The sequence below is a fragment of the Halomonas salipaludis genome, from assembly GCF_002286975.1.
Lineage (GTDB): Bacteria > Pseudomonadota > Gammaproteobacteria > Pseudomonadales > Halomonadaceae > Franzmannia > Franzmannia salipaludis.
In genome coordinates this window covers 440,590-465,596 of the sequence record NZ_NSKB01000004.1, presented here as the reverse complement: position 1 = coordinate 465,596, position 25,007 = coordinate 440,590, and the positions used below count along the sequence as shown (strand labels likewise).

The following is a 25,007-nucleotide window of genomic DNA, read 5'->3' as shown; positions in this document are numbered from 1 at the left end:
GGCATCAATCGATATGGCGCTCGCGCCAGGTATTGAGGAACTGCTGCAGCCGCTCGCTGCGGGGCGTGCGGAAAAGCGTCTCGGGAGGCCCGCTCTCGACGATCCGGCCCTGGTCCATGAACACCACGCGGTCGGCGACCTTGGCGGCGAAGCCCATTTCGTGGGTGACGATGGCCATGGTCATGCCGTCGTGGGCGAGCTGCTTCATGACGTCGAGCACCTCGCCGACCAGTTCGGGGTCGAGGGCCGAGGTGGGCTCGTCGAAGAACATCACCCGCGGCTGCATGGCCAGCGCCCGGGCGATGGCCACGCGCTGCTTCTGGCCGCCGGAGAGGCTTTCGGGGAAGTGGCCGGCGCGCTCGGCCAGGCCGACCCGCTCGAGCATCGCCATGCCCTCGGCCTCGGCGTCGCGGCGCGACAGGCCGTTGACCAGTCGCAACGCCTCGCTGACGTTCTCCAGCGCCGTGCGGTGAGGCCACAGGTGGAAGTGCTGGAAGACCATGCCCACCGGCGCGCGCACCGCGTCGATGCGCGACTCCCGGGCGCGCACGCGCATGCCGCCGCGCTCCTCGTAGCCGAGCAGCTGGCCGTCGATATGCACGCTGCCGTGGTCGTAGGGCTCGAGGAACGCCAGGCAGCGCAGCAGGGTCGACTTGCCTGAGCCGGAGGGGCCGATCACGCAGACCACCTCCGACGGCGCGAGGCGGAAGTCGATATCGCTCAGCACTTCGAGCTCGCCGAAGGACTTGCCGATACCGCGCGCCTCGACGATCGCCTCGCCGCGGGTCCGGCGCGTGGCAGCGGTGGGCGTGGTGGTGGTGTCAGCCGTGGGCATGGGCGGTGTCTCCTGGTTGGGCGACGTGGCGCGGCTGGCGATTGGCCAGGCGTTTCTCCAGGGCATAGCCGCCGCGGGCGATCAATTCGATGATCATCCAGTAGAGCAGGGCGACGGCCAGGTAGGGCTCGATCACGTTGAAGGTCTGGTTGACGATGGTGGTGGCGTTCTTGGTCAGGTCGTCCACCGAGATGATCGAGATCAGCGCCGACTCCTTGACCAGGATGATCAGCTGGTTGGTGCCCGGTGGCACGATCAGGCGCAGCATCTGCGGGATCTGGATGCGGATCAGCGCGTGCCAGGGCGAGATGCCGAGCATGCGTGCCGCCTCGAGCTGGCCTTTGGGGATCGACTTGAAGCCGCCGCGGTAGATTTCGGCGAAGTAGCCGGCACCATATAGGCCGATGCCGGTGACGCCGGCGATCTCGGCGTCGAGGCGCAGGCCGATGCCGGGGCCGCCGTAGTAGAGCAAAAACAGCAGCACCAGCAGCGGCGTGCCGCGGCATAGCTCGACGTAGCAGGCCACCGGGTAGCCGAACAGGCGTGGGCTCGAGAGCCGCAGTGCGGCCAGCACCAGGCCCAGCGAGAGTGCCACCAGGCAGCCCAGGAAACAGATCCAGACGGTGTTCCACAGCCCTTGCAGGATCAGCTCACGGGTCTCCCAGAGCAGGGCAAGATCGAACATGACGATAGCTCCTCGGGGTGTGCCTATTCGGTGGCCAGGCCGCCGGCCATGCGGCGTTCCAGATGGGCGCTGATGCGGGCCAACAGCAGGTTGACCGCCAGATAGAGCAGCGCCGCGGCGAGATAGGTCTCGAGGGGCTGAAAGGTGCGCGAGGCGATCTGCTCGCTGACGCGCATCAGCTCAGTCACGGCGATCACCGAGATCAGCGACGAGTTCTTGAGAATGGTGATGATCTCGTTGGTCAGCGGCGGCAGGGTGAGGCGCAACACCTGTGGCATGACGATGCGCCGCCGCGTCTGCCAGGCCGAGATGCCGGCCATGCGCGCGGCCTCGATCTGGCCGGCGGGGATATGCGCAATACCGCTGCGAAATATCTCCGACTGGAAGGCGGTGGTGTTCAGCGTCAGGGTCAGGATGGCGGCGGTGATCGGCGCCACTTCGATACCCACTTCCGGCAGCAGGTAGAAGACCAGCAGCAGCTGCAGCAGGATCGGCGTGCCGCGCCAGAAGCTGCGGTAGAGCCCGCACGGCCAGCGTACCCAGCGGTGGCGGCTGGTCAGGCCGAAGGCCAGCAGCACACCGAATACCAACCCCAGGGCGATGGCCGAGAGCGAGACCACCAGGGTGGTGGTCAGGCCCTTGATCAGCACCGGGTAGTGGTTGAGCAGGATCTCGAACATGGGGCACCTGTTCGCGGGGAGGTCGCGAAGAGCGGCATGCGGCCGCTCCTCGGATCTTGGTTACTTGGTTACTCCGCAGCGGGCAGTTCCAGGGGCAGGTCCATGGGCGCGCCGAACCATTTTTCCTGCAGCTCGGCGAGGGTGCCGTCCTCGTTGAGACGCTGGATCTGCTCATCCATGAAGGCGTTGAGCGCGGCGCTCTGGTCGTCGCGGCGACCGGCCCAGCTGAAGTAGACCGGATCGCCGAAGGTGCCGACGACCTCGAACACGTCGGGGCGGGTGCGCTCGGCCTCGAGTAGGTTGGGCAGGCTGTTGATCACCACGTCGACGCGGCCGGTGCCGAGGTCGGCGTAGGCCTCGTCGACGCCGGTATAGGTGCGAATGTCGGAGAGCGGCATACCGGCCTCCTCGAGCTCGGCGGCCAAGGCCTCCAGTGCCTCGAGCTGGGCCGAACCGGCCTGGGCGCCGGCGACCTTGCCACCGATGTCCTCCGGTGAGCCGATCTCGTCTTCGCCGGCGCGCTTGAGGATCGCCATGGTGGCATCGGCAATGGGCGCGCTGAGGTGGTAGCGCTGTATGCGCTCGGGGGTGGCGGTGACCGAGGTGATCACGTAGTCGAAGCGCTCGCGCTCGAGGCCCGGCAGGATGCCTTGCCAAGGCAGATCCATGCGGATCAGCTCGACGCCGTCGAGCTCGGCCATGATGTACTCCATGATATCGGCGGAGTAGCCGACGATTTCGCCGTCCTCGATGTACTCGAAGGGAGCGAAGCGGGCCTCGGTACCCACCGTGAAGGTGCCGTCGGCGCGAATGCTCTCGAGCAGATCGGCGTGGGCGCTGGTGGCTGCCAGGCCGGCGCCGAGCAGCAGGCCGGCGGTCAGGGAGAATATGCGGCTCATGGAGTGACCCTCTTGGTGTTGATGGTCGTCAGCGCTGCCGGGGCAGCGAGTCGGGGAGTACGACTTGAGTTAAGCAGAGGATTCACAGCAGTAAAATTGCTATCTTTCAATGTATGAACCCATATTTTTGATGTATTGCGCACTAAAGAAGGTCATGTCGATGAAGCTGTCAGCAGCGGATCTCAAGAGCCTCTCGGTGTTTCTGGCGGTAGCCGAGCATCGCGGCTTCGCCGGGGCTCAGACAGCGCTGCACATGAGCCAGTCGGCGGTGAGTTTCCATATCCGCGCGCTGGAAGAGCGGGTCGGTTTCACGGTCTGCCGGCGCGGACGTCAGGGCTTCGAACTCACCGAGCGTGGCGCCATCGTGCTCGAAAGAGCCAAGGCATTATTGGCTTCGGTGGACGACTTCGACAGCGAGATGAGCGAGCTGCGCAGCTCGGTCTACGGCACGCTACGCCTGGGGGTGGTGGACAACACCATCATGGACGAGGATCTCGACCTGCAAGGAGTGATCGGCGAATTTCTGCGCAAGAATCCCCGTGCCAGATTGAACATCACCGTGGGCAGCCCCGACCGCTTGATCGGTGAGATCGCCAACGGCGAGGTGCAGCTGGGTATCCTGCCGGAGACCGCGCAGATGGAAGGGCTCCAGCATCGCCAGGTCTACACCGAGATGCATGGCGTTTACTGCGCGCGCAGCCACCCGCTATTCACACGTCAGGCCGAGCAGTTGACGGTGGCGGAGATCGTCACACACCCTTTCGTGGTACGTCCCTACGCCAATCTCCAGGAGTTGCGCAGCTTTCCCGAGGCCCGGGTGGGCGCCCACGCCTCCAATATGGAGGCTCAGGCGCTGTTGATACTGAGCGGCCACTTCATCGGCAACCTGCCCCACTACTATGCCGCGCACTGGGTGGCACGCGGCGAGCTCAAGGCGCTTTTGCCCGGTGAGGTCGAGATCGCCTCGCCGTTCTGCGTGGTGACCCGCACTGGGCGGCGGCCCTCGCTGATCGTGCGCAACTTCATCCAGGAGCTGGTCGCGCGGCTGTGGCAGCACTCGCACCTGGCCGATGAGGCTTCTGCCGAGGCCTGAGTCACTCCCGCTCGATGCTGAACGGCGACCAGCTCTGGCTGGTGGGCATGATCTCGAGGCGGTTGATATTGATATGCTCGGGCAGGGTGGCGACGTAGAAAACCTGGGCGGCGATATCTTCGGGCTGTAGCGGGTTGGCACCGTCGTAGAGCCGCTTCGATGCCTGTTCGTCGCCCTTTGAGCGCACCAGCATGAATTCGGTTTCGGCCATGCCCGGGGCAACGTCGGTAACGCGTACGCCGCTGCCCTTGAGGTCGCAGCGCAGGTTGTAGCTGAACTGCTGGACGAAGGCCTTGGTGGCGCCATATACGTGGCTGCCGGGATAGGGATTGCTGGCTGCCACCGAGCCGATATTGACGATGCTGGCGCCCTTGCCGGTGGCGATCAGCAGCGGCAGCACGGCGTGGGTGACGTTGACCAGGCCGGTGATATTGGTGTCGATCATGGTGTGCCAGTCATTGAGATCGACGCGCTGGGCCGGCTCCAGCGCCAGGGCCAGGCCGGCGTTGTTGACCAGGCAGGTGATCTCGCGCCACTGGGCATCGAGGCCGTCGATGGCGGCTTTTACCGCTTCTGCATCGCGCACGTCGAGGGTTAGGGTAAGGACATCGACCTTGGCGCCGAGCTCGGCCTCGAGCGTTGCGAGGCGCTCGCTGCGCCGGCCAGTGAGAATCAGCGACCAGCCGGCCTCGGCGAAGCGATAGGCGGTAGCGCGGCCGAAACCGGAGGTGGCGCCGGTGATCAGGGCGATAGGCATACAGGTCTCCTGGTTTACTGAGCGCCGGTGCTTGGCACCATTGGCGCGTTGTGGATATCGGGCATCTTTGTATCATGACGACAAAGCAGCCACCGGCCTAGAGGGTAATCGATCCGTGGACAAGTTCGAGGTGAAACTGGATCAGGCGGCGCGCGCCGCCTGGATGTCGTATGTAGGCGGCATCACCCAGGACGAGATCGCCAGCCAGCTGGGGGTGTCGCGCCCAGGAGTGCAGCGGCTGCTGGCGCTGGCGCGCCAGGAGGGGCTGATCAAGGTACATATCGACCACCCTATCGCTGCCTGCATGACACTGGCCAGTGCCATTCGCGAGCGTTTTGGGCTCGACTACTGCGACGTGGTGCCGGCCGAGGCCAGTGCTCCGGAAGGTGCTGCCTACTACCTGGCGGTGGCCGGCGCCGAGCGGGTGGCACGGCTGGTCGAGCGTAGCGAGCCGCTGACCCTGTCGCTGGGCACCGGCCGCTCGGTACGCGCCACCGTGGAAGCGCTGAGCCGCATCGAGCGCCCCCAGCACCGCTTCGTATCGCTGGTTGGCAACGTCGCTCGCGACGGCTCGTCCAACCGCTACGACGGGGTGATGGTGCTGGCCGACAAGACTGGCGGCCAGCGTTTCCTGCTACCCTCGCCGGTGGTGGCCAGCAGCGTCGAGGAGAAGGCCTCGCTGCAGCAGCAGCCACTGTTCCAGGCCATCACCCAGGTCGCTCTGGAGGCCGAGGCGGCGTTTATCGGGGTAGGGCGGATCGACCGACAGGCCACGCTGTTCCAGGATCACTTCATCTCCGAGGCCGAGCTCGACGAACTGCTTGGCATGCAGGCGGTAGGCGAGTTGCTGGGCTGGCCGATGACCGCCGACGGCGAGGTGGTCGAGTGTTCGATCACCCGCCGCGTCACCAGCCTGCCGTTGGAGATGTTCCGCAGCCAGCCGATCGTCGCGCTGGCCGGTGGTCGCGAAAAGGCGCCGGCGATTCTCGCCGCGCTGCGCGGTGGCTGGCTCAGGGGGCTGGTCACCGATCAGCTGGCGGCACGGCATATCGTCGATACCTGGTTCGCCTGATTTCATTCACCTGGGATAAGGCCAGAGCGAGCAAGAGCTCTATGACTTTTACGTGTCTCCCTCGTTGTTTGCTCGGCACTGCCATGAGGTTCACTACCTACCAGATGACTGACGGAACTGAGCACGCGAATAAAGCTTTTCAGTTACCATATCAATCTAGCGTCTTGACATACAGGTAGTATATGACTAAACGCAGCCAGGCAACGATTACCGATATTGCCAGGCACGTAGGCCTGACCAACATGACGGTGTCGCGTGCTTTGAACAAACCCGATAAGGTCAAGCCAGAGACACGTGAGAAGATACTGGCTGCTGCAAGGGAACTGGGCTACGTACCGAATGCCTTTGCCAGCCATCTCCGGAGTCGCAAGAACCAACTGATCGGCCTGGTCACGGCTAGCGTGGATAATCCCTTCTACAGTGAGGTGATCAAGGCGGTTTCCCGTGCGGCCGAGGAGCGTGACTATACCATCATGCTGATCGATACCGATGGCTCGCCGGAGCGGGAGGAAGTGGCGATCGAAACCCTGCTCAGCTATCAGGTAGCTGGAATCATCCTCTCGCCCGTCTCCGACGCTGCCGACTATCGCCCAGCGTATCTCGACCGCCTGCGTGCTACCCGCTTGCCAGTGGTAATGCTGGATCGCACCTTGAACGTGCCGGATTTCAGCCGTGCGGTGCTGGACAACCGCCTTGCCGGGAGTCTGCTTGGTGAGTTGCTGGTGAAGAAGGATATTCGCCGGGTGCTGGCTTTGACGGGCCCGCGTGGATCGCGTATCACCCAAGACCGGCTGAGCGGCCTAAAGACAGCCTTTGACGCGGCGGGAGTCTCTCTGACTGTGGAACAGCGCCCCGGGGACTACACCCTGCAGCCAGCCTATCGTGACATGGCTGATTATCTACGCCAGGGCAAGCTCCCCGACGCCGTTTTTGGCTTCAATCAGTTGATTACCTTGGGCGCCATGCGCGCCCTGCATGATGCCCGTGTGTCCCGGGATGAGGTGATGGTAGTGGGCGTTGACCGTTTGCCTTATGCCGATATCTTCGAGGTATCAGTGCCTTGTGCTGCCCATGACACCTACCGCTTAGGGCACGAGGCGTTCCGCATGCTCTTTGAACAGATCGAGGACCCCACGGCCACTGGCCGTGAGGTCGTGATCTCCGCCACGCTGATATCCTCTAGCGGCGACTGATAGACACCAGCATGGAGCATGCATCGATACCTCGAACTCGGTGACCACATATCGAGCCTTGGAGCCGACTGTGATCTCGATCCGCAGGGTAACTACCGGCTTGGGGTGGCCGGAGGCTCGTTGGCGGTTCCCGTCTACGAGATCAGAGCGTCGCCAATCGGTCGGCGATCAGTTCTTCCAGGCGGTCCTGATCATCGGCGAATCGACGAATGCCCTCGGCCAGCTTGTCGTTGGCCATGGCATCCTGGTTGTGGCCCCAGCGGAAGGCGGACTCGGAGAGTGGGGCAGGGCGCGGGCCGCCGTTGCGTGTCATCAGCACCTTGGGTTCCACCGCGCCCGGTGTGGTGGCCAGTTCCTCCAGCAGCGCTGGCGAGATGGTCAGTCGGGGGCAGCCGGCGAGTGCCAGCACCTGGTTCGCGGTGCGGAAGCTCGCCCCCATCACCACGGTGTCGTAGCCACCCTGGCTGACCCGTTCGCAGACGCCGCGCACGAACTGTACGCCGGGGTCGTTCTCGGGGGTAAAATCCTGGCCAGTCTCCTTCTTGTACCAGTCGGTGACACGGCCGACGAACGGCGAGACGAGGAAAGCGCCGGCATCGAAACAAGCCTGAGCCTGGGCATCGCTGAACAGTAGAGTCAAGTTGCAGTTGATGCCTCCTTTCTCCAGAACCTCGGCGGCGCAGATGCCTTCCCAGGTCGACGCCAGCTTGATCAGTACTCGTTCCTTGGCCACGCCGCGTTGCTCGTAGAGCTCGATCAGTTCGTAAGCCTTGCGAATACTGGCCTGGGTGTCAAAGGACAGCTTGGCGGATACCTCAGTGGACACACGGCCGGGCACTAGCTTGGCGATCTCGCTGCCCATGGCCACGGCGAGACGCTCCACGGCATGCTCTTCCCGCCGCTCGCCGCTCTTGGACTTGACCGCGGCGAGTTCCTGGTCGATCAGTGCCTGGTAGCCCGGCAGCTCGAAAGCCTTGAGGATTAGCGAGGGGTTGGTGGTGGCATCATGGGGTTGATAGCGTTGGATGGCCTCAAGGTCGCCAGTATCGGCGACCACCAGGGAGTGCTGCCGAAGGGCGTCGAGTCGTTGGGTCATGGCGTATCTCCCTCGCATGAGTGGTCGGCAAGGTACATGTCAGGTTCCTTTGGAAGACAGCGGTTAGTGAGACGTGAAGCCACCATCGATCGGCAGGCAGGCGCCGCTGATCATCGACGCGGCTGGGCTCAGCAGGAAGGCCACCGGCAGGGCGACTTCCCGGGGGGTGGCGAAGCGTCCCAGGGGAATGGCAGCCAGCATCGGGTCGCGTTTGGCGGGATCCGCCCAGGCGCGTTCAGCCATGGGAGTCAGGGTCACCGTCGGGTTGACGCTATTGACGCGGATGCCCTTGGGGCCCAGCTCGAGGCATAGCACGCGAGTCATGGCATCCATGGCCGCCTTGGACGCGCAATAACCGAGGTGGCCGGGTAGAGCGGCCATGGCTGCTTGGCTGGAGACGTTGACGATGCTGCCCTGGCGGCCGTGCGCGATCATGTGTCGGGCCGCTTCTCGTGCCACTACGGCACTGGCGGTGACGTTGGTGGCCATGATGTTCTCGAGGTCATTCGCCTGGATGTCCAAGACATCGTCGAGGATCGAGATGCCGGCACAATTGACCAGGCCATCGAGGACGGGCATCTCGACGAAGGCCGCGACAACCGCGGCCTCATCGGTGATGTCGACGGCCTGGGTGCGCGCCTCCAGCTCTTGCTCGAGTTCGGCGAGCTTGTCCCGGTTGCGACCGAATAGCACCAGCTCGGCACCGAGCTCGGCGAGAGACCGTGCGATCTCGAGACCGATGCCGCTGGTCGCCCCCGTAACGAGGATGCGTTGGTTGTGGAGTTCGAAATTCATGATGTGGCGTCACTCGCTCGATGTGTGATTGGCATTGAGCCGATGCATGATCGGCTTGAGCGTCGGGTAGAGTTGGCAATACAGGTCGAAGAGTTCGTCGTAACGTCGCGCTGCATCTTCAGACGGCATGCAGCGCTCAATCAGAGTGCCATGCTGCAGGGGTTGGGCTAGATCGATAAGGCCAGCGGCCTGCCCAGCAAGCAGGGCAGCGCCCAGGGCCGCCTCCACGTTCTCGCGATAGGTATAGACCGGCATACGGGTCACGTCGGCGATAATCTGCATCCACAGGTCTGACTGGGTGGCACCGCCGACCACGATGAGATGGTCGTCCAGTGTCACGCCCTGTTGAGTGCCCGCCTCCATGTTGTGCCGCAGGGCGAAAGTGACGCCTTCCAGCACGGCACGATACAGGTGATGGCGACGGTGATGGAGACTGAGGCCGATGAAGCCGGCGCTGGCTTTGGCGTCCCATACTGGACTGCGCTCACCCATCAGGTAGGGCAGGAAGAGCAGGCCATCGGCCCCCGGGGGGAGCTCGCGGGCTGGCGGTTCGAGGCGTTCGAAGGCGTTGCCACGCTCGCCAGCGGCCGCCTTATCCTCGTCACAGAAGGTATCGACATACCAACTGACCGAGGCCCCTGCGGTCAGGGCGCCGCCGAAGGTGTAGAGGTCGCGGTCGCTGTTCAGCACATGCGGCATGCTGATCAAGCCTTGGCCGACATCGACGCGCTGGTTGATCACCCCCCAGCACATGCTGGTGCCGATCATGGCGACGTGATTGCCGGGTCGGGTAGCCCCCGCCGCCAGCGTCGCCATTGCCGCATCGACACCACCGGCGACCACGGGAATGCCGCTGTGCAGTCCCAGTGATCCGGCCACAGACGGCAGTAGGCCTCCGACGACCGCCCCTGAGTCCACCAGTCGATTCGGGAGCCTGTCGTGGTCGAGCCCCAGGGCGTTGATCATTTCCGTCGACCAGGTACGTGCTGCCAGGTCGTAGATGCCGCCGATGTTGCCGGCGGAGCTGTGGTCGATGGCGATCTCGCCGCTCAGGCGATAGTTGATGTAGCTATTCGGCGGCAGCAAATAGCGGGTTCGCTCCCAGACTTCAGGGTGCTCGGCCTTGAGCCACATCATCTTGGTAAAGCCGTAGTAGCTGTCCACCCCGTTGCCGGTGATGTCTCCCAGTCGGTCCAGGTCGATATGCTCCTTCACCCACTGGACCTGAGCCTCGGCCCGTCGGTCCATCCAGATCAGGCAGGGATGAAGGGGAGTTATCTCGGCGTCGACCGGGATGCCCGAGCCGCCGTAGAGGCTGCTGACGCACAGCCCTTTGACACTTCGGGGATCGACCCCGGGAGCGTCCAGGCAGCGACGCAGGCAGACGAGCACGGCCTGCCACCATGTGTCTGGCCACTGCTCAGCCCATAATGGGCGAGGGGTGTCGACCCGGTAGCCCTGGCTATGCTCGGCCAGGATCCGACCCTGGCCATCGATCACCAGGGCCTTGGTACTTTGGGTGCCGATATCGATACCGATGACGGTTTCCATACGGTTCTCCTCTTTTCGGCGTGGGGTAACCGCGCCGAAGCGCTTGGCGGGGCTCAGGGGGTGCGCTTGCGGCTAATGTAGATCGCCAGCAGGATGATCAGGCCCTTGATGACGTTCTGGAGGTAGGGCGACACACCCATCAGGTTGAGACCGTTGTTGAGAACGCCGAGCAGTAGGGCACCGATCAGGGTGCCGAGAATCATTCCTCGCCCACCTGTGATAGCGGCGCCGCCTAGCACCACGGCGGCGATGGCATCGAGTTCGAAGCCGACCCCGGCGTTGGGCTGGCCGCTCATCAATCGTGAAGTCAGGATCAACCCGGCAATGGCTGCGGTCGTGCCACTGAGGGTGTAGACCAGCAGCTTGTAGCGGGAGACGCGGATGCCGGACAGTCGAGTCGCCTCCTCATTACCGCCGATGGCATACAGGTAGCGTCCGGTCGCAGTATGGTGGAGCAGCACAAAGCCGAGTGCGTAGACGCCGATCATGATCAGGATCGGTGTTTCGATGCCGGCTAGGCTGCCGCGGCCGAAGAAGGCAAATTCCGGAGGCAGGCCGGAAATCGGATAGCCACCGGTGTAGATCAAGCCAAGCCCGCGGGCGATCCCCATGGTGGCCAGGGTGACGATGATGGGTGGCATGCCGGCGAAAGCGACGAAAAAGCCATTGAAGGCCCCGAAACCTGCCCCTACCAATATGCCCAGCAAGATGGCCAGCGACGGTGGAACCCCGGCCACCATCAGTCCTGCCATGACCGTGCCCGACAAGGCCATTACCGGTCCCACCGAGAGGTCGATGCCGCCGGTGAGGATGGCCAGACTCATCCCCACCGCGATGATGGCGATGATCGACGTCTGGCGCGCCAGATTGACTTGGTTACTCGCGGTCAGAAAGTTGTCGTTGATGATCGCCATGGCAATGAAGACGACAATGAAACCGATCAGCGGGTAGAAGATCGGGGTACGGCGCCAGCTAGCCAGTCGATCCTTGCTGGACCGACGGGTGATGCCGGGCGTTGAGTCGAACTGGCTCATGTGCTGAGTCCCCCCGTGGCGTGATGCATGATGGATTGTGAAGTGAGATCGTCGCCTTGCAGTTCGGCGGCAATACGGCCCTGGTAGAAGACCGCCGCGCGATCGCACAGGCCAAGGATTTCCGGGAGCTCGGATGAGATCATGATGATCGACACGCCGCGGGCGGTGAGCTCCTTCATCAGGGCGTAGATCTCTGACTTGGCACCGACGTCAATGCCGCGGGTGGGCTCATCGAAAATTAGTACTTTGCACTGATGGCCCAGCCAGCGGGCGATGACTACCTTCTGCTGGTTGCCACCGCTGAGGTCGCCGACCGGCGTCTCGGGGCTGGGGGCCTTGACGCGGACAGCCCCCATCAGAGCGGCGGCCGTACTAGACTCCTGGCGGCGCTTGATCAGCGGCAAGGCACCCTGAAACTGCGTCAGGTTGTTCAACGAGATGTTGTCGCGACACGAGAACGGCAGGATCAGTCCCTGGATCTTGCGGCTTTCCGGCAGCAGGCCGATCCCCTGCTTCAGGGCGGTGGCGGGGTGGCGGAGCTTGGCAGGCTTGCCCTCCATACGGACCTTGGCATGCACAGGACGCGTCGCACCGATCAGCCCCATGGCCAGTTCCGTTCGACCAGACCCCACCAGGCCGGCAAAACCAAGGATCTCGCCGCGGTGGAGCTTCAATGAGTGTTCGGGCCCATTGGCATCAAGGCGCAGGGACTCAATGTCCAGCACCACATCGTCGTAGTCGGCATCGCAGCGCTGTTGGGGATAGAGGTTCTCGACGCGGCGGCCGACCATTTTCTCGATCAGGTCGTCGGGGGTGGTTGAGGCGACATCGCAGTCGTGGACTTTCTCACCGTCACGCATCACGGTGACACGATCGCAGATGGTGAATATCTCTTCCATGTGGTGGGAGATGAATACCATGCCGACCTGCTGTTCGCGCAGTTTTCGCATGATGGTGAACAGGTGATCGGCTTCGCTTGGTGTGAGAGTGGCTGTCGGCTCATCGAGGACCAGGATGCGCGCCTTTAGCGACAGGGCCTTGGCGATCTCGATAAACTGCTGGTCGGCGACACTCAAATCGACGATGGGACGGTCCAGGGGGATCGAGACCTTGAGGCGGTCAAACAGGTGCTGAGCCTCGGCGATCATACTACGCCGGTCTCGAAGCCCGAACCTATTACGCAATTCGCGCCCAAGAAAGATATTATCCACGGCGTCCAGATCGGGGATCAGGCTAAACTCCTGGAAGATAATTCCGATACCCGCGTCGATAGCGTCCTGATAGCCATGGAAATGGCATGCCTCGCCGTTGATGCTGATCTCTCCTTCATCCTGTCGGTAGATTCCGCAGAGGATCTTCATCAGGGTCGACTTGCCAGCGCCGTTTTCGCCGAGCAGAGCATGTACCTCGCCCGCGTGGACATCTAGCGATACATCCTTGAGGGCCCTCACCCCAGGAAACGACTTCGAGATGTGTTTCAGGGAAAGTAATGGCGTCATGGGGATACCCTCGTGTGCCGCCAGCTGGGGCGGCACACGTCATCATCGTCTGTGGGAGGGTTACCAGCTGAAATCGGCGGCCCTGTCGCGGTCGATCAGTTGTACGTCGATGGGAATTTCAGCAGGGGCAGTTTCGGCACCCCAGTGCTTGGCCAGCGCCAGGCCGAGGCCCACACGCACCATGTCGGCGGGATATTGCGCCGAGGTGGCGATGAATGGCGAATCGGCTTTCTGGATCTCGGCAACGGCCTCGGGGTGACCGTCGACGCTGACCAGCTTGATGTCCTGGCCACTGGATTCGATGGCAATCAGGGCACCCAGGGAGCCGATATCGTTGACGCTGAAGAGACCATTGAGATCTGGATTGGCCTGGATGATGTTCTCGGTCACCGTCATGGCATGGGTACGCTCCTGACGACCATTCTGTTTGGTGACGATCTCGATACCCTCATATTGATCAAGCGCGTCGGTGCAGCCTTCGATACGTTGCAGGATCGGCACGACCGGAATGCCGTCCAGCAGGGCCACCTGACCTTCACCGCCGAGTTGCTCGGCCATGTACTCGCAGGCCAGGTAGCCGGCATCATAGTTTTTGGAACCCACGAAGCCGTCCACAGGGCCCTCGGCCTGAGCATCGATCGCAACCGTGGTGACGCCGGCTTCCTTGGCAGATAATACTGCTGTTTCAACCCCTACGGAGTCGGCGGGATTGAGCAGCAGGATGTCGATACCTCGCTGGATCATGTCCTCGACATCGCTGACCTGTTTGGAGACATCGTGGCGTGCATCAGTGACGATCACTTCAGCCCCTAGGCTCGCGGCGGCGGTCTCGAGGGCCTCCTGCATGGTAACGAAGTACTCGTTGTTGAGCTCCTGAAAGGACATGCCGATGGTCAGAGTGTGCTCGTCGGCCGCTGCGGTACCAGTAACCAGGGCAGCCCCGCAAGCGGTTATAAGAGCGGCTTGGCGAACGTGCGATGCGATGTTGCTGATCTTCATGGTTGGCTCCAGGCTTTGTTCTTGTCCGGTTTTAGCGTTTACCGGTTTTAGCGTTGATTGATATTGACATTGCCATTAATGTTAACGTCAACATTTTGAAGGCTAGAAGGCTCCGAGTGACAAATCAATAGAACTGCGACCAATGTCTAGTTACTCTTTCTGTTTTTGCCAACGTTCCTTCTCCCTACGACTTACATATCGAAATTGCTGGGCAGGACGACCATATCGCGAATCGTGACATTGCGAGGGCGAGTCAGGATATACATGATCGCATCGGACACGTCCGTAGGTTCGATGATGCTGCCGGACTCCTTAGCCTTGCGGAGGTTTTCCTCTGGCCAGTCGGCAAGCAAGGCGCTGTTGACCGGGCCGGGCGAGACCGACGCGACGCGGATGCCATGTTTAAATACCTGGCGGCGTACTGTCTGGACGAAGCTGGTCATGGCCCATTTGGAGGAGGCGTAGACAGGCTCCCAAGGGACGGGGAAATGTCCGGCCACCGAGCTCGTCACAATGATGTCGCCGGTTCCGCGCTCGATCATGTGCGGCAGGATGTTATGGACATTCTTCATCACGACGCTGACGTTCAGGCTTACCATCCGGTCGATGGCGTCTGGATCGGCGTCGAGCAGGTCACCACCGATGTAGCTTCCGGCATTGGCGTGGAAAATATCGAGCTGTCCTGCCTTTTCCAGGGTTTGTGAAAGAAGTGTTGCACAGGCCCGTGGGTCGAGCAGGTCGATGACCAGGGGAATCGCCGCATCGCCAAGCTCCTCGCAGATCGATTTCAGAGCGGCCTCATCGCGGTCTATAAGGACGACGCGAGCGCCTGATGAGATCATTGCTTTTACCGTGGCCAGCCCGATCCCCGATGCTGCGCCGGTGACGGCTGCCACCTTGCCTGTTAAATCATTGGGCATAACATGTTCTCCTTAAATAACGACTGGGATTTAGCGATTCGACGTTTTCTTCAGATGTCGGAGGCTGTGTGTCGCTGCTGGCATCTTTGAAATGTTAACGTCAACATTTTTGAAGGCTAGCTCCCCGCTAAGGACAAATCAATGAGGGCTAGACCAATGTCTAGTAAGAGGGTTGAGGCGGGTTAATATCGATTGCCGAGCTAGGCGCATGAGCGCTAAAGCCCAGTGGACAGTCACACATGGCCGGCGTCTCTTAGCCGACTTACCCTAAAGTATAAGCCTCTCGGCTTTGCTTTTTTCGGAAGTGTGAACGATCATTTGATCGATCAATGATCAATTTGATCAAAATGACTTGAGCAGAACAACAATGCCAAGCGTTACCAAGGAGCACTCCATGAAACTCTCCCACGCCTTGCCGTTGGCGACCCTGGCGGTGGCGGTCTCGGCCGCGGCCCACGCCCAGGAAATCACCGTCGCCACGGTCAACAACAATGACATGGTGATCATGCAGAGCCTGACTGACGAGTTCGAGCAGGCTCACCCCGGCATCACCCTCAACTGGGTGGTGCTCGAGGAGAACGTGCTGCGTCAGCGTCTGACCACCGACATTGCCACCGGCGGCGGCCAGTTCGACGTCATGACCATCGGCACTTACGAGGCGCCGATCTGGGCCGAGCGCGGCTGGTTGGTGCCGCTAGATGACTTGCCCGAGGAGTATCAGGTCGACGACCTGCTGCGCCCGGTGCGCGATGGCTTGAGCCACGACGGCACCCTGCATGCGCTGCCGTTCTACGGCGAAAGCTCGATGCTCTACTACCGCACCGACCTGTTCGAGGAGCACGGCATCGAGATGCCTGACCAGCCGAGCTGGGACGAGGTCTACGAGTGGGCCGGGCAGATCCACGATCCCGACAATCGCCTCTACGGCATCTGTCTGCGCGGTAAAGCGGGCTGGGGCGAGAACATGGCCTTCGTCTCGACCCTGGTCAACACCTTTGGCGGTCGCTGGTTCGATGAGGACTGGAACCCCGAGATCAACTCCCCCGAGTGGCAGGAAGCGATCAGCTTCTACGTCGACCTGATGAGCAACTATGGCCCGCCGGGGGCTAGCTCCAATGGCTTCAATGAGAACCAGGCGCTGTTCTCCAGCGGCCGCTGCGGCATGTGGATCGACGCCACCTCGGCGGCGGGCCGTATCTATGATCCGCGCGAGTCTGACGTCGCCGAGGTGCTCGGCTTCTCTCAGGCGCCGGTGGCTGAAACGCCGAAGGGCTCGCACTGGCTGTGGTCCTGGGCGCTGGCGATCCCGGCCTCTTCGGAAGAGCAGGATGCCGCCAAGCAGTTCGTGACCTGGGCGACATCGCAGGAGTACATCGAGCTGGTCGGCGAGACCGAAGGCTGGACCAGCGTGCCGCCGGGCACCCGTGCCTCGACCTATGAGGACGAGCGCTATATCGAGGCGGCACCGTTTGCCAGCTTCGTGCTCGAGGCGATGCAGAACGCCGACCCCACCGACTCGACGCTCAAACCGTCACCGTACACCGGTGTGCAGTTCGTCGGCATTCCCGAGTTCCAGGCCATCGGCACCCAGGTCGGACAGTCGGTCGCCGCGGCACTCACCGGGCAGATGCCGGTCGAGCAGGCCTTGGAGTCGGCACAGCGCAGCGCCGAGCGCTCCATGCGTCAGGCGGGCTACTACGACTGATCGTCTGTCCTGAGTCGGCCGGGGCTCCCCGGCCGACCTTCGTATCTCAATCCCGAGTGGTAACACCATGCGTACTCGAGCTTCCGGGCGAACTGTCGGTGGCCTGCGTAGCCTGTCGCTGCAGGCGCCCGCCGTCACACTGCTGCTGATCTGGATGCTGATTCCACTGGGCATGACCCTATGGTTCTCCTTCCAGCGCTACAACCTGATGATGCCAGGCATGGAGCAGTTCGCCGGCCTGGAAAACTATCGATATCTGTTCACCGACCCGGCGCTATGGCGGGCCATGGGCACCACCCTGGTACTGGTCGGCTCGGTGCTGGCGATCTCGGTGATCGGCGGAACCCTGCTGGCGGTGCTCTACCAGCAGGAGTTCTTGGGCCGCGGCGTGGCGCGGGTACTGGCGATCTCGCCGTTCTTCATCATGCCCACGGTCAGTGCACTGATCTGGCAGAACATGATGATGCATCCGGTCAATGGCGTACTGGCCTGGTTCACCGGGCTGTTCGGGCTACCGGCGATAGACTGGTTCTCCTCCTTCCCGCTGCTGTCGATCATCATCATTGTCGCCTGGCAGTGGCTGCCGTTTGCACTGCTGATCCTGCTGACCGCCATGCAGTCGCTGGACGACGACCAGGTCGAGGCGGCGCGTATGGACGGCGCCGGCCCGGTGGCGGTGTTCTTCTTCATCACCCTGCCGCACCTCAAGCGCGCGATCAGCGTGGTGATCATGATCCAGATGATCTTCCTGCTGACCATCTTCGCCGAGATCTATGTCACCACCTCCGGCGGACCGGGACTGGCTACCACCAACCTGGCCTTCCTGATCTATATACGCGCGCTGCTGGAGTTCGATGTCGGCGGTGCCTCTGCGGGTGGTGTCATCGCCATCATCCTGGCCAATATCGTGGCGATCTTCCTGATTCGCATGGTTGCGAAGAATCTCGAAGACTGACGCTAGGAGTCGCTAATGAATACCTCTCGTACACAGCGTCTGGTGTTGGCCGTGGTGGCCTGGAGCATCACCTTCGTGATCTTCTTCCCGATCCTGTGGATGTTCCTCACTGGCTTCAAGACCGAAGCCCAGGCGATCGCCGATCCGACCCTGTTCTTCACGCCGACGCTGGACAGCTATGCCGCGATCCAGAGTCGTGCCAACTATTTCCACTTTGCCCTCAACAGTGTCTACGTTGCCTTTGGTTCGACCCTGCTGGCGCTATTGATTGGCATTCCTTCGGCCTACTCGATGGCCTTCCTGCCCACCAAGCGCACCAAGGGCACGCTGCTGTGGATGCTCTCCACCAAGATGCTGCCGCCGGTGGGCGTGCTGGTGCCGATTTACCTGATTTTCCGCGACCTGGGCATGCTCGACACGCGTACCGGCTTGATCGTCGTATACACCCTGATGAACCTGCCGATCGTGATCTGGATGCTCTACACCTTCTTCAAGGATCTGCCCAAGGACATCCTCGAGGCAGGTCGCATGGACGGCGCGAGCACTCATCAGGAGATTCTCTTTCTGCTGATCCCGTTGACCCTGCCGGGGATTGCCTCAACCGGCTTGCTATCGGTGATCCTGAGTTGGAACGAGGCCTTCTGGAGTCTCAATCTGACCAGTTCGCGGGCAGCGCCGCTGACCGCCTATATCGCCTCGTTCTCCAGTCCCGAAGGGTTGTTCTGGGCCAAGCTGTCGGCGGCCTCGACCATGGCGGTCGCGCCGATCTTGATCTTCGGTTGGTTGACTCAGAAACAGATGGTCCGTGGCCTGACCTTCGGCGCGGTGAAATAGGTATTCGACGATGCCGAGAGGCTGACCTCCGGCGCCGTCAAGTAAAGGACGATTCACATGGCTACCCTACAACTCACGCAAGTCGCCAAACGCTTCGATGACACCGAGGTGCTCAAGGGCATCGACCTGGAGGTCAACGACCGCGAGTTCGTGGTCTTCGTCGGCCCTTCGGGCTGCGGCAAGTCGACATTGCTGCGCATCATCGCCGGGCTCGAGAGCGCCACCTCCGGTGACATCGTCATCGACGGCGAGCGCATCAACGAGGTTGGGCCCGCCGACCGTGGCCTGGCGATGGTGTTTCAGAGCTACGCGCTGTATCCGCACATGACCGTCGAGGACAACATGGGCTTCAGCCTGCGCCTGGCTGGCGTCGGCAAGGAGCAGCGTCGCGACAAGGTGCGCGAGGCGGCCAGGATCCTGCAGCTCGAGCCGCTGCTCGACCGCAAGCCCAAGGCGCTCTCCGGCGGCCAGCGCCAGCGGGTGGCGATCGGCCGTGCCATCGTGCGCAACCCCAGCATCTTCCTGTTCGACGAGCCGCTCTCCAACCTCGACGCGGCGCTGCGGGTGCAGATGCGCATCGAGCTGGCGCGTCTGCACGAGGAACTCGACGCGACCATGATCTACGTCACCCACGACCAGATCGAGGCCATGACCATGGCCGACAAGATCGTGGTGCTGCAGGCGGGGGAGGTGGAGCAGGTCGGCTCGCCAATGGAGCTCTACCATCATCCGCGCAACCGCTTCGTGGCCGGCTTCATCGGCTCGCCGAAGATGAACTTCCTGCCGGTGACCTGCAGCACCGCCGACACCGATGGCGTCGAGGTACAGCTGCCCGGTGGCGGCCAGCGCAAGGTGCCGGTGAAGGGGGAGGGCCTGAGTGGTGGCGAGCCACTCGAGCTGGGGATCCGTCCCGAGCACCTGGTGCTGGATGAAGAGGGGCCGCTGGAGGGGCGCATTCAGGTTCTCGAACGGCTGGGGGGGCAGACCTCGCTCTACCTACAGATGGGCGAGCAACTGATCACCCTGATGGCCGATGGCGATGTCGAACATCGCGTCAATGACCGCGTACGTTTCGGCTTTGATCCGCAGCGGGCGCACTTGTTCGATACCGAGGGTATGGCGCTGACCAGCCTGCAGCGCCATCCGCTGTCGCGGCTGGTGCGCCAGGACAGCCGTGCGCGCCCCGAGGACGGCGCATGAACGCCGTGCAGACCCTGATCTTCGACTGCGACGGAGTACTGGTCGACAGCGAGGCGATTGCCGAGGCGACGCTGATCGAACTGCTTGGTGAGTGGTTGCCCGACCTGGATACCGAGAACGTGCTGCGTCAGGCGCTGGGCATGACCACCGCCAATATCCTGCACCATCTCGAGTTGCAGAGCCGCCACCGGCTGCCTGCCGATGCCACCCAGCGCGTCGATACCACCATTGAGGCGCGGCTGGCCGAGGAGCTGCAGGCGATGCCCGGTGTCGCGGCGGCCATCAGCGCCATCCCGCTGCCCAAGGCGGTGGTCTCTAACAGCCGCCGCCAGCGGGTGGAGGCCTCGCTGGCCTGCACCGGGCTGGATGCCCTGCTCGGCGAGGCGCCGATCTTCACTGCCGATGAGGTCGAGCACCCCAAACCCGACCCGGCGCTCTACCGCTTGGCCGCCACGCGGCTGGGCGTGGCGGTCGGTGAGTGCCTGGTGATTGAGGATAGTGTTGCCGGGGTTACCGCGGCCCACGCCGCCGGCATGACCGTGGTGGGCTTCATCGGTGCCAGTCATATCGAGGCCGGCCAGGCCGCGCGGCTGGAGGCCGCCGGCGCCTGGCGGGTGATCGAGCATATGCAGCATCTGGCCGAGCTGGTCAGCGACTGGCGGGGTGCCGCGCTGAGCCTTCCTTCAAGGAGACGCAAGAAATGAAACTAAAAGACAAGGTCGCGGTGATTACCGGCGGCGCCCGTGGGATCGGCCTGGCCATTGCCCAGGGCTACCTGGCCCAGGGCGCCAAGCTGGTCATCGCCGATATCGATCAGGCCGCCATCGATGCGGCACTGATGACCCTCGATGCTGATGGCCAGAGCGCGGGACGTCTGATGGGGGTGCGCCTCGACGTCTGCGACCATCAGGCCATCGAGGCCATGGTGGCGGAGGTCAGCGAGCGCTTCGGCGGCATCGATATCCTGGTCAACAACGCCGCGCTATTCGACATGCAGCCGGTACTCGAGGTGACCGAAGCCAGCTACGACAAGCAGTTCAACGTCAACGTCAAGGGCCTGTTCTTTACCCTGCAGGCGGTGGCCAGGGCGATGGTGGCGCGCGGCCAGGGTGGGGCGATCATCAATATGTCGTCCCAGGCCGGGCGCCGCGGCGAGGCATTGGTGAGCATGTATTGCGCCACCAAGGCGGCGGTTATCAGCCTCACCCAGTCCTGCGCACTGGATCTGATCAAGCACGGCATTCGCGTCAACGGCATCGCCCCTGGGGTGGTCGACACGCCAATGTGGGCGGAGGTCGACGCGCTGTTCGCCCGCTATGAAGGGCGGCCGCTGGGCGAGAAGAAGCGCCTGGTCGGCGAGGCGGTGCCCTATGGGCGCATGGGGCGCCCGGAGGACTATATTGGCGCGGCGGTGTTCCTGGCCTGCGACGACAGCGAGTACGTGGTGGCCCAAACGCTGAACGTCGACGGCGGCAACTGGATGAGCTGAGCCATGTTCGATATCACCACCAGCGGCGAGCTGCTCGCCGAGTTCATGGCCGAGGCCCGTAACCAGCGCTTCGACGCTGCCGGTCGCTTCCACGGCCCCTTTGCCAGTGGCGCCCCGGCGATCTTCGCCTCCCAGGCGGCACGCATGGGCGCGCGGGTCGCCTATGCCGGACGCGTGGGTGACGACGGCTTCGGCGACCTGATCGTCGCCCGCCTGCGCGATGACGGCATCGATGTTGGCGCCGTGCAGCGCGATGCCGAGCGACCCACCGGCAGCGCCTTCGTCAGCTACCAGGCCGACGGCAGCCGCCGCTTCATCTTCAACCTGGCGCACAGCGCTGCCGGCCAGCAGACCCTCGACGAGGATCAGCTGGAGCGGCTGGCGGCGTGCCGCTACTGCCACGTGATGGGCTCGTCGCTGTCGTCGCCGGCGGCCATCGACATCGTGCGACGGCTGGTGGCGCGGGTCAGGGCCAACGGCGGGCGGATCAGCTTCGACCCCAATGTGCGCGACGAGCTGATCGAGCGTCCCGGCGTACGCGAGGCGCTGCTCGAGCTCGTCGCCGGCTGCGATATCTTCCTGCCCAGCGATGCTGACCTTGAATGGCTGGCCGTTGCGGGAGAAGACATGGACGCCAGCGTGGCGCGGTTGATGGCCGAGCACCGCATGTCGCTGCTGGTGCTCAAGCGGGCCGCGGCGGGCTGCCGGGCCTACACCGCCAGCGAGGTGATCGAGGTGCCCGGCCTTAGCGTGGAGGAGGTCGACCCCACCGGCGCCGGCGACTGCTTCGGCGGTGCGCTGATCGCCGCCCTGGCCGCTGGCCGCGAGCTTCACCAGGCGTTGCGGCTGGCCAATGCCGCTGGCGCCCATGCCGTGACGGTACTGGGGCCGATGGAGGGCTGCAGCGACCTTGCCACCCTGGAGCAGCGGCTCGCCGCTGCGGGAGAGACGCAATGACTCATCCTCTCGACGAGATCGTAGCCGCCAACCGGCGCGGCGAGATGTGCGGCATTCCCTCGGTGTGCTCGGCCCACCCGCTGGTGCTCGAGGCCGCCATCGAGCGAGCCCTGGCCGATGCCACGCCGCTGCTGGTCGAGGCGACCTGCAACCAGGTCAATCAGCAGGGCGGCTATACCGGCATGACGCCGGTCGACTTTCGCGACCGGGTGCTGGCCCTGGCGGCACGGTGGGGCTTGCCCGAGGCGCAGCTGATCCTCGGCGGCGACCATCTGGGGCCGTCGCCGTGGCAAGCCGAGTCCGCCGAGGCAGCCATGGCCAAGGCCGAAGCGATGGTAGCGGCCTACGCCGCGGCCGGTTTTACCAAGCTGCATCTCGACGCCAGCATGCCTTGCGCCGATGACCCGCCGGCGCTCGACGATGCCACGGTGGCGGCCCGGGCCGCGCGCCTGGCCCAGGCCGCCGAGCAGGCCGCAGGGGAGGGCCGTGTGCAGCTGCGCTATGTGATCGGCACCGAGGTGCCGGTGCCCGGCGGTGCCCAGGAACACCTCGACAGCCTTGCCGTGACCGGTACCGCCGAGCTGCAGGCGACCCTCGAGACCCATCGCCAGGTGTTTGCGGCCCATGGGCTGAGTGAGGCCTGGCAGCGCGTGCGTGGGGTAGTGGTGCAGCCTGGGGTGGAGTTCGGCCATACCGAGGTGATCGACTTCGTGCCGGCCGCCGCCGCTGAGCTGAGCGCCGCCATCCACGCCTGGCCCAACCTGGTGTTCGAGGCCCACTCCACCGATTACCAGACGCCGCGCGCCTACCGCGCGCTGGTGAAGGGGCACTTCGCGATCCTCAAGGTGGGGCCGGCGCTGACCTTCGCTCTGCGCGAGGCGCTGTTCGCCCTCGACCATATTGCCCTGGAAGCGCCAGCGGTGGCGTGGAAGACGCCGCTGCGCGAAACCCTGGAGGTGGCCATGCGCGTCGAGCCGCGCTACTGGCAGGCCTACTACGAGGGGAGTGGCGACGAGCAGCGCTTCGCCCGTCGCTACAGTCTCAGCGACCGCAGTCGCTACTACTGGGCGCAGCCCGAGGTGACCGCTGCGGTCGAGGCGCTGTTCGATGCGCTCGACGCGACAGTGATACCGCCGACGCTGATCAGCCAGTACCTGCCGCAGCAGTATCAGGCGATCCGCCGCGCTGAGCTGACCGCCGATGCCCGCGCGCTGGTGCGCCACCATATCGACCGCACCCTGGGTGCCTACGCCGAGGCCTGTGCGCCGCCTGGCCGGCGCGCCGTGGGCTGATCAGGAGAGAACCGATGGGCAATCTGCAGTTCGATTTCGCGGGCCAGGTGGTGCTGATCACCGGCGCCGCCAACGGCATCGGCAAGTCGCTTGCCGAACGCTTCGCCGCCAGCGGCGCGCGGCTGGTGCTGGTGGACCGCAGCGAGTCGCTGCATGAACTGGCCGCCGCGCTGCCCGGCGAAGCGCTGGTCGCAGTGCACGACGTGGCCGACGAGGCCGCCGTCATGGCCAGCGTGGCCGAGGCCTGCCGGCATTTCGGCGGCATCGACGTGCTGGTCAACAACGCCGGCATCGGCCCGCTGGATGCCGCCGAGGCGATGTCCAGCGAGCTCTGGGACCAGACCCAGGCGGTCAATCTGCGTGGTGTCTTTCTGTTCTGCCGCGAGGTCGGCAAGGCCATGCTGGCGCGCGGCGCAGGACGCATCGTCAACCTGGCCTCCCAGGCGGCCAGTGTCGGCCTCGATGGCCACCTGGCCTACTGCACCAGCAAGGCCGGGGTGCTGGGCCTGACCCGTACCCTGGCGTTGGAGTGGGGGCCACGGGGGATCACCGTCAACGCAGTGTCGCCCACTGTGGTCGAGACCGAGCTGGGCCGCTACGGCTGGGCGGGAGAGAAGGGCGAGCGCATGAAGGCGCTGATTCCCACCCGGCGTTTCGCCCAGCCGGAGGAGATTGCCGCCGCCGTGATGTATCTGGCGGCTCGCGAGGCGGCCATGGTCAACGGTGCCGATCTGCGCATCGACGGCGGTTACACGGCGATCTAGGCGCGGCATCATGGGCCTTCGTTGATTCGCAAAGGAGAGCTGCACGTGAGCCAAGAACTGCATGCCATTGCCCAGCGCATCACCGCCGCCGCGGCGGATGCCGAGCGCTTCGTGGTCGCCCTGGCCGGCCCGCCGGGGGCCGGCAAGTCGACGCTGTCGGAGCAGCTGTGGCAGGCCATCGATGCCGAGCTGCCCGGCCAGGTGGTGGTGGTGCCGATGGATGGCTACCACTTCGACAATGCGGTGCTGGGCGCCGAGCAGGTCCCGTTCAAGGGCGCACCGCACACCTTCGACGTCGCTGGCCTGCATGCCGACCTGCTGCGCATTCGCCGCGCCGACGCAGCGGTCGCGGTACCGGTCTTCGACCGCCCCCTCGATCTGGCCCGGGCCGGTGGGCGCATCGTCGCGCGGGAACACCGCATTATCCTGGTCGAGGGCAACTACCTGCTGCTCGACCAGGCGCCGTGGCGCGATCTGGCGCCACTGTTCGACCTCAGCGTGATGCTCGAGGTTGATGACGACGAACTCGAACGACGCCTGGTGGAGCGCTGGCGGGGCATGGGCCAGGACCCCGCGGCGGCCCTCGACAAGGCGCGCAACAAGGACATGCTGAATGCGCGGCTGGTCAAGCGGCATTCACGAACCCCCGATCTGGTCTGGCGCTGACGCCGGGCCCTGGCGGGCCGAACACTCTTGCACTGGA

Annotated in this window: 25 protein-coding genes; 13 read left to right on the top strand and 12 right to left on the bottom strand. The window is 63.9% G+C overall.

Features of this window, described 5'->3' with window-relative positions:
* Window positions 1–4: 4 nt before the first annotated feature.
* The 4 genes from CK498_RS12590 to CK498_RS12575 form a co-directional block, all read right to left on the bottom strand.
* Entirely contained in the window at window positions 5–835 is an 831-nt protein-coding gene (locus tag CK498_RS12590; RefSeq protein WP_095621195.1) for an amino acid ABC transporter ATP-binding protein, read from the bottom strand.
* Window positions 822–1,520, bottom strand: coding sequence for an amino acid ABC transporter permease (locus CK498_RS12585; RefSeq protein WP_095621194.1), 699 nt, complete (start codon window positions 1,518–1,520; stop codon window positions 822–824). Before CK498_RS12585 ends, CK498_RS12590 begins: the two co-directional genes overlap by 14 nt.
* Window positions 1,521–1,543: 23 nt before the next feature.
* The gene (locus tag CK498_RS12580) at window positions 1,544–2,200 is read right to left on the bottom strand and encodes an amino acid ABC transporter permease (RefSeq protein WP_095621193.1); all 657 of its coding nucleotides are present in this window, start codon (window positions 2,198–2,200) and stop codon (window positions 1,544–1,546) included.
* Between the two features lie 68 nt (window positions 2,201–2,268).
* On the bottom strand, window positions 2,269–3,099 hold the full coding sequence (locus CK498_RS12575) for a transporter substrate-binding domain-containing protein (protein WP_095621192.1): 831 nt from the start codon (window positions 3,097–3,099) through the stop codon (window positions 2,269–2,271).
* Between the two features lie 160 nt (window positions 3,100–3,259).
* On the opposite strand from CK498_RS12575, the gene CK498_RS12570 reads away from it, so the two are divergent.
* Window positions 3,260–4,192 (top strand): LysR family transcriptional regulator, encoded by a 933-nt coding sequence (locus CK498_RS12570; RefSeq protein WP_095621191.1) that lies wholly within the window; start codon window positions 3,260–3,262, stop codon window positions 4,190–4,192.
* A 1-nt stretch (window position 4,193) separates the two neighbouring features.
* On the opposite strand, the gene CK498_RS12565 is transcribed toward CK498_RS12570, so the two are convergent.
* Window positions 4,194–4,949 (bottom strand): SDR family NAD(P)-dependent oxidoreductase, encoded by a 756-nt coding sequence (locus CK498_RS12565; protein ID WP_095621190.1) that lies wholly within the window; start codon window positions 4,947–4,949, stop codon window positions 4,194–4,196.
* A gap of 115 nt (window positions 4,950–5,064) precedes the next feature.
* On the opposite strand from CK498_RS12565, the gene CK498_RS12560 reads away from it, so the two are divergent.
* Both CK498_RS12560 and CK498_RS12555 read left to right on the top strand, forming a co-directional pair.
* A complete protein-coding gene (locus tag CK498_RS12560) occupies window positions 5,065–6,021 on the top strand; it encodes a sugar-binding transcriptional regulator (RefSeq protein WP_095621189.1) in 957 nt (318 codons plus the stop codon).
* A gap of 182 nt (window positions 6,022–6,203) precedes the next feature.
* Window positions 6,204–7,214: a LacI family DNA-binding transcriptional regulator gene (locus CK498_RS12555; RefSeq protein ID WP_095621188.1), complete on the top strand. Its 1,011-nt coding sequence runs from the start codon at window positions 6,204–6,206 to the stop codon at window positions 7,212–7,214.
* A 142-nt stretch (window positions 7,215–7,356) separates the two neighbouring features.
* Here CK498_RS12555 and tal read toward each other — a convergent pair whose 3' ends face one another.
* The 7 genes from tal to CK498_RS12520 all read right to left on the bottom strand — a co-directional run bounded on the left by tal (window position 7,357) and on the right by CK498_RS12520 (window position 15,108).
* Window positions 7,357–8,310 (bottom strand): transaldolase, encoded by a 954-nt coding sequence (tal, locus tag CK498_RS12550; RefSeq protein ID WP_095621187.1) that lies wholly within the window; start codon window positions 8,308–8,310, stop codon window positions 7,357–7,359.
* A 63-nt stretch (window positions 8,311–8,373) separates the two neighbouring features.
* Complete coding sequence (locus CK498_RS12545) at window positions 8,374–9,105, bottom strand: SDR family oxidoreductase (protein WP_095621186.1); 732 nt, start codon at window positions 9,103–9,105, stop codon at window positions 8,374–8,376.
* 9 nt (window positions 9,106–9,114) lie between these two features.
* The gene (locus CK498_RS12540) at window positions 9,115–10,656 is read right to left on the bottom strand and encodes an FGGY-family carbohydrate kinase (protein WP_095621185.1); all 1,542 of its coding nucleotides are present in this window, start codon (window positions 10,654–10,656) and stop codon (window positions 9,115–9,117) included.
* 53 nt (window positions 10,657–10,709) lie between these two features.
* Window positions 10,710–11,690 carry an ABC transporter permease gene (locus CK498_RS12535; protein WP_095621184.1) on the bottom strand — a complete coding sequence of 327 codons (981 nt, stop codon included), beginning with the start codon at window positions 11,688–11,690 and terminating at the stop codon, window positions 10,710–10,712.
* Window positions 11,687–13,189, bottom strand: coding sequence for a sugar ABC transporter ATP-binding protein (locus tag CK498_RS12530; protein ID WP_095621183.1), 1,503 nt, complete (start codon window positions 13,187–13,189; stop codon window positions 11,687–11,689). The genes CK498_RS12535 and CK498_RS12530 overlap by 4 nt, the downstream gene beginning before the upstream one ends.
* A 60-nt stretch (window positions 13,190–13,249) precedes the next feature.
* A complete protein-coding gene (locus CK498_RS12525) occupies window positions 13,250–14,188 on the bottom strand; it encodes an ABC transporter substrate-binding protein (protein WP_095621182.1) in 939 nt (312 codons plus the stop codon).
* A gap of 191 nt (window positions 14,189–14,379) precedes the next feature.
* Window positions 14,380–15,108: an SDR family oxidoreductase gene (locus tag CK498_RS12520; protein WP_095621181.1), complete on the bottom strand. Its 729-nt coding sequence runs from the start codon at window positions 15,106–15,108 to the stop codon at window positions 14,380–14,382.
* 394 nt (window positions 15,109–15,502) lie between these two features.
* Between CK498_RS12520 and CK498_RS12515 the strand changes: the two genes are divergently transcribed.
* The 10 genes from CK498_RS12515 to CK498_RS12470 all read left to right on the top strand — a co-directional run bounded on the left by CK498_RS12515 (window position 15,503) and on the right by CK498_RS12470 (window position 24,970).
* Window positions 15,503–16,813 (top strand): ABC transporter substrate-binding protein, encoded by a 1,311-nt coding sequence (locus CK498_RS12515; protein ID WP_095621180.1) that lies wholly within the window; start codon window positions 15,503–15,505, stop codon window positions 16,811–16,813.
* Between the two features lie 67 nt (window positions 16,814–16,880).
* Window positions 16,881–17,768, top strand: coding sequence for a carbohydrate ABC transporter permease (locus CK498_RS12510; protein WP_095621179.1), 888 nt, complete (start codon window positions 16,881–16,883; stop codon window positions 17,766–17,768).
* 15 nt (window positions 17,769–17,783) lie between these two features.
* Window positions 17,784–18,602, top strand: coding sequence for a carbohydrate ABC transporter permease (locus CK498_RS12505; RefSeq protein ID WP_095621178.1), 819 nt, complete (start codon window positions 17,784–17,786; stop codon window positions 18,600–18,602).
* A gap of 57 nt (window positions 18,603–18,659) precedes the next feature.
* On the top strand, window positions 18,660–19,802 hold the full coding sequence (locus CK498_RS12500; RefSeq protein WP_095621177.1) for an ABC transporter ATP-binding protein: 1,143 nt from the start codon (window positions 18,660–18,662) through the stop codon (window positions 19,800–19,802).
* A 5-nt stretch (window positions 19,803–19,807) separates the two neighbouring features.
* Complete coding sequence (locus CK498_RS12495) at window positions 19,808–20,506, top strand: HAD family hydrolase (protein ID WP_095621334.1); 699 nt, start codon at window positions 19,808–19,810, stop codon at window positions 20,504–20,506.
* Window positions 20,503–21,291 (top strand): L-iditol 2-dehydrogenase, encoded by a 789-nt coding sequence (locus CK498_RS12490; protein ID WP_095621176.1) that lies wholly within the window; start codon window positions 20,503–20,505, stop codon window positions 21,289–21,291. The genes CK498_RS12495 and CK498_RS12490 overlap by 4 nt, the downstream gene beginning before the upstream one ends.
* Window positions 21,292–21,294: 3 nt before the next feature.
* The gene (locus CK498_RS12485) at window positions 21,295–22,248 is read left to right on the top strand and encodes a sugar kinase (RefSeq protein ID WP_095621175.1); all 954 of its coding nucleotides are present in this window, start codon (window positions 21,295–21,297) and stop codon (window positions 22,246–22,248) included.
* On the top strand, window positions 22,245–23,540 hold the full coding sequence (locus CK498_RS12480) for a D-tagatose-bisphosphate aldolase, class II, non-catalytic subunit (RefSeq protein ID WP_095621174.1): 1,296 nt from the start codon (window positions 22,245–22,247) through the stop codon (window positions 23,538–23,540). The genes CK498_RS12485 and CK498_RS12480 overlap by 4 nt, the downstream gene beginning before the upstream one ends.
* A 14-nt stretch (window positions 23,541–23,554) precedes the next feature.
* Complete coding sequence (locus CK498_RS12475; RefSeq protein WP_095621173.1) at window positions 23,555–24,304, top strand: GolD/DthD family dehydrogenase; 750 nt, start codon at window positions 23,555–23,557, stop codon at window positions 24,302–24,304.
* 45 nt (window positions 24,305–24,349) lie between these two features.
* Window positions 24,350–24,970, top strand: a complete 621-nt coding sequence (locus CK498_RS12470; protein ID WP_095621172.1) for a nucleoside/nucleotide kinase family protein — start codon at window positions 24,350–24,352, stop codon at window positions 24,968–24,970.
* Window positions 24,971–25,007 lie beyond the last annotated feature (37 nt).

Excerpts from the sequence above, each read along its gene's own strand:
- CK498_RS12590 (WP_095621195.1), bottom strand. The coding sequence starts at position 835 with ATGCCCACGGCTGACACCACCACCACGCCCACCGCTGCCACGCGCCGG.
- CK498_RS12580 (WP_095621193.1), bottom strand. The coding sequence starts at position 2,200 with ATGTTCGAGATCCTGCTCAACCACTACCCGGTGCTGATCAAGGGCCTG.
- tal (WP_095621187.1), bottom strand. The coding sequence starts at position 8,310 with ATGACCCAACGACTCGACGCCCTTCGGCAGCACTCCCTGGTGGTCGCC.
- CK498_RS12520 (WP_095621181.1), bottom strand. The coding sequence starts at position 15,108 with ATGCCCAATGATTTAACAGGCAAGGTGGCAGCCGTCACCGGCGCAGCA.
- CK498_RS12555 (WP_095621188.1), top strand. The coding sequence starts at position 6,204 with ATGACTAAACGCAGCCAGGCAACGATTACCGATATTGCCAGGCACGTA.
- CK498_RS12565 (WP_095621190.1), bottom strand. The coding sequence starts at position 4,949 with ATGCCTATCGCCCTGATCACCGGCGCCACCTCCGGTTTCGGCCGCGCT.
- CK498_RS12575 (WP_095621192.1), bottom strand. The coding sequence starts at position 3,099 with ATGAGCCGCATATTCTCCCTGACCGCCGGCCTGCTGCTCGGCGCCGGC.
- CK498_RS12540 (WP_095621185.1), bottom strand. The coding sequence starts at position 10,656 with ATGGAAACCGTCATCGGTATCGATATCGGCACCCAAAGTACCAAGGCC.
- CK498_RS12570 (WP_095621191.1), top strand. The coding sequence starts at position 3,260 with ATGAAGCTGTCAGCAGCGGATCTCAAGAGCCTCTCGGTGTTTCTGGCG.
- CK498_RS12535 (WP_095621184.1), bottom strand. The coding sequence starts at position 11,690 with ATGAGCCAGTTCGACTCAACGCCCGGCATCACCCGTCGGTCCAGCAAG.
- CK498_RS12480 (WP_095621174.1), top strand. The coding sequence starts at position 22,245 with ATGACTCATCCTCTCGACGAGATCGTAGCCGCCAACCGGCGCGGCGAG.
- CK498_RS12500 (WP_095621177.1), top strand. The coding sequence starts at position 18,660 with ATGGCTACCCTACAACTCACGCAAGTCGCCAAACGCTTCGATGACACC.
- CK498_RS12545 (WP_095621186.1), bottom strand. The coding sequence starts at position 9,105 with ATGAATTTCGAACTCCACAACCAACGCATCCTCGTTACGGGGGCGACC.
- CK498_RS12515 (WP_095621180.1), top strand. The coding sequence starts at position 15,503 with ATGAAACTCTCCCACGCCTTGCCGTTGGCGACCCTGGCGGTGGCGGTC.
- CK498_RS12585 (WP_095621194.1), bottom strand. The coding sequence starts at position 1,520 with ATGTTCGATCTTGCCCTGCTCTGGGAGACCCGTGAGCTGATCCTGCAA.
- CK498_RS12505 (WP_095621178.1), top strand. The coding sequence starts at position 17,784 with ATGAATACCTCTCGTACACAGCGTCTGGTGTTGGCCGTGGTGGCCTGG.
- CK498_RS12530 (WP_095621183.1), bottom strand. The coding sequence starts at position 13,189 with ATGACGCCATTACTTTCCCTGAAACACATCTCGAAGTCGTTTCCTGGG.
- CK498_RS12475 (WP_095621173.1), top strand. The coding sequence starts at position 23,555 with ATGGGCAATCTGCAGTTCGATTTCGCGGGCCAGGTGGTGCTGATCACC.
- CK498_RS12485 (WP_095621175.1), top strand. The coding sequence starts at position 21,295 with ATGTTCGATATCACCACCAGCGGCGAGCTGCTCGCCGAGTTCATGGCC.
- CK498_RS12525 (WP_095621182.1), bottom strand. The coding sequence starts at position 14,188 with ATGAAGATCAGCAACATCGCATCGCACGTTCGCCAAGCCGCTCTTATA.
- CK498_RS12510 (WP_095621179.1), top strand. The coding sequence starts at position 16,881 with ATGCGTACTCGAGCTTCCGGGCGAACTGTCGGTGGCCTGCGTAGCCTG.
- CK498_RS12490 (WP_095621176.1), top strand. The coding sequence starts at position 20,503 with ATGAAACTAAAAGACAAGGTCGCGGTGATTACCGGCGGCGCCCGTGGG.